The sequence below is a fragment of the Nonomuraea mangrovi genome (assembly GCF_042681425.1).
GTDB lineage: Bacteria > Actinomycetota > Actinomycetes > Streptosporangiales > Streptosporangiaceae > Nonomuraea > Nonomuraea mangrovi.
The window spans coordinates 1-2,676 of record NZ_JBHUFV010000037.1; the positions used below are offsets into that span (position 1 = coordinate 1).

Genomic DNA, 2,676 nt, shown 5'->3' on the forward strand with positions numbered 1-2,676 from the left:
CACCGGCTGGGGGTCGCTGCCGCGCGCCCAGCTGAGGTGGATCATTTTCCGGTCAGATCGAGCACCGGCTGTTCTCCCGCATCACCCACAGCCTGCGCGGGCAGCCGCTGACCAGCTACGAGGTGATGCTTCAGACCATCTCGGCCACCCGCACCAGCACCGGACTAACCGTCAGCGCCGTCCTGGACGACAACGACTACCCCACCGGGCGGACCCTCACCAAGGACGAACGCAAGGCGATCCTGCAGCGCGTCCAGCGTGACGACTTCCACGGCGAGTGGAACTACACCATCGCCCCATACGACCCCCGGCAGTCACCCCCGGCCGACCCGGAACAGGCGAAGGCATCCCCGATACCGGCCGAGGCCACCTACCTGCTCACCCACCCCGCCCTTACCGGCATCTCCCGCGAACAGTTCGACCGGCTCGTGGAGGAACTCCAGCCCTGGCGCCGGGTCCTGGCCGAGGCTGAACGCGAGAAGAGGAAGGGCATCAACCGGCGCGGATACAACCCCGGATTCGGCTTCCTCGACCACCGCCACCGTGTCCTGGCCGCGATCCTGAGCCGCCGCAACACGGTCACGCTCACCCTGACGGCCCGACTCCTCGGCCGAGACCGCAACACGCTGAGCTACCACGCCCACCGGACCATGCCGTTGCTCGCCTTCGCCACTCCCGACATCGCCACAGCCCTTGACCAGCCTCGGCGGACGCACCCACCCCGCACGATCGAGGCCTTCCAGAAGGCGATCGCCGAGTATGAAAGCAACATCAAATCAGGCAGTAGTTAGTTGACGAGTCCTCACCAGCGCGTCTCCCCGGCGAAATACCGGGCGGCCTTGCGCAGGATGTCCCGCTCTTCCTCCAGCTCACGCACCCGGCGTCGCAACGCGGCGTTCTCGGCCTCCACCGTCTCCAGCGACGCCTCACCGCCGCTGTCACCAGCTCTCGGCCTGCGTCCCGACCGCTCTAGCTCACCCCGCTCGGCGCGTGCCGCCCGGATCCAGTTCCGCAACGTCTCGGAACTGATCCCCAGGTCAGCGGCGATCCCTGCGATCGTCGCGCCCGGCCTGGACTCGTACAACGCCACCGCGTCCCTCTTGAACTCCGGTGGATAGTTCTTCATCCCCAACGGGACACTCTCCCGATCTCCCCGAACCAGCAAGGTCCAGGGTCTCAGGTGTCCAGTCCTCGGGTGGAACGCCCGACTTCCTATAACGAACACCGGCCTCGTCGGTTCTCCGGCAGGCTGCTCCGCTTCGACCACTCGTTGATCCCGGCATCGACCCGGCCTCGAGCACCTCGTCGGATGTCCGCCGACGTGATCGGCTCGGAGGTGTCCTGAAGGAATACCGACACGCGGCTTGACCTGACCGGATGATTAACCGGCACCCGCAGCCTGCCTCGGGAGGCTCCCACGGAGCCCGCACCCCGGGATGGACCATGCGTTCGAATGCCTCGCGCGTGAGCGCAGTGCCTCGCCAAACTCCCCTCCGCCGGTCTCCCGCAGCAGCCACTGTGAACGGTCTACGGCGGAAACGTCATTACCCGGGCAGCCGGTGGAGTTGCGCTTCCAGCCATGCAATGCATCGCTCGACCTGTTCCGGGTTCAAGCCGGTGGCGGCTGTCAGATCGTCAAGGTTGTACTCTTCGCTGGCATCGTCCAAGGCACGCGTGATCTTGCCTGCCCACAGTTCCTCGTCGACGAACGGGCGGCGGCGGTAGTGCTCGCGTAGAGCGATCAGGTGCTCGTAGGTGCATGCGGTCAGAAAGCGTTGGCCGTCGAACCTGGGATCGTCGGCGTTGATCATGGAGGAATCCTGGGCCACGCCGTAGAGCTCGGACCCGTCTGAGATCAGCTTGCCGCACCAATCGCACAGTTCGAGCAATCCACCGCTTTTGTTCGATTTATTGCGCTTCATGCCCCCGGTCTACCCGAACGCATATGTCCAACGGCGGTCCTGCGATTCCCGATTAGGCAAAATGTTGCGCTCGCAACGGGTTTGCGTGCAGGTGTTGGGTGTCCGCCAAGTCCGGGAGCTGGGAGGGCTGAGCCAGGGGCAAGGCCGGTCGCCTCGGTCGTGCGCGCCGTGTGGAATGCCTCTTGCACTTCAGAATGACACGGTGAGATCTCACGATGCGATGGAAGCTATGCCTGCCTGATCCACGTCTTCGTCGTCCGCCGCTGTGGTTATGGGCGGATGCTGATCATGTTGGCCAGTCTGAGGTGGCAGAGGGTTCCGCAGGAGCGGGTGGGGCCACCGGCGCGGCCTGCTCGATCGGTGCGTTGCACGCGGGACGGGCGGTGGGCGGAGCTCATCACGCATTCCGCTGGGGCGGGGTGAACTTCGGCTGCCGGCCGCTCTTCCCCATCGACGTCGACGTCCGCGAGATCCCCCGGCCAGGGGCGAGCCTGCGCCAGCTGGGTCGCCTGGAACGCGAGACTTCCCTCGCCGATCTCGACGGCCCTTGTCGAGCGTCCCTCCGCCACAAGATCGAACAACCTCGCGAAGCCCAGCAGGACGGTTACCTGGACCCGGCACGGGATCCTCCGGTCGACGTCCTTGCCCTCGTCACCCAGATCGCCCATTGCTGGGGTCGCGGAGCCGGAGCTGTTGCCGGGCGTGGGATCAAGCATGAACCGGCCGTAGAAGTGGCCGTTCCCGATGGTGCGCA

The 2,676-nt window shown here is 65.9% G+C and carries 3 protein-coding genes and 1 pseudogene; 2 read left to right on the forward strand and 2 right to left on the reverse strand.

Features of this window, described 5'->3' with window-relative positions; all coding sequences use genetic code 11:
- Positions 1-56: 56 nt before the first annotated feature.
- Positions 57-791 (forward strand): annotated as a pseudogene (locus ACFSKW_RS25820) (ISAzo13-like element transposase-related protein); the annotation flags it as partial.
- Between the two features lie 11 nt (positions 792-802).
- Here the strand turns inward: ACFSKW_RS25820 and ACFSKW_RS25825 are convergent.
- Together ACFSKW_RS25825 and ACFSKW_RS25830 are read right to left on the reverse strand one after the other, a co-directional pair.
- A complete protein-coding gene (locus ACFSKW_RS25825; RefSeq protein WP_379575008.1) occupies positions 803-1,132 on the reverse strand; it encodes a transposase in 330 nt (109 codons plus the stop codon).
- 412 nt (positions 1,133-1,544) lie between these two features.
- Complete coding sequence (locus ACFSKW_RS25830) at positions 1,545-1,922, reverse strand: hypothetical protein (protein ID WP_379575009.1); 378 nt, start codon at positions 1,920-1,922, stop codon at positions 1,545-1,547.
- A gap of 215 nt (positions 1,923-2,137) precedes the next feature.
- On the opposite strand from ACFSKW_RS25830, the gene ACFSKW_RS25835 reads away from it, so the two are divergent.
- A partial coding sequence (locus ACFSKW_RS25835; RefSeq protein WP_379575010.1) for a hypothetical protein occupies positions 2,138-2,676 on the forward strand: 539 nt, incomplete at its 3' end.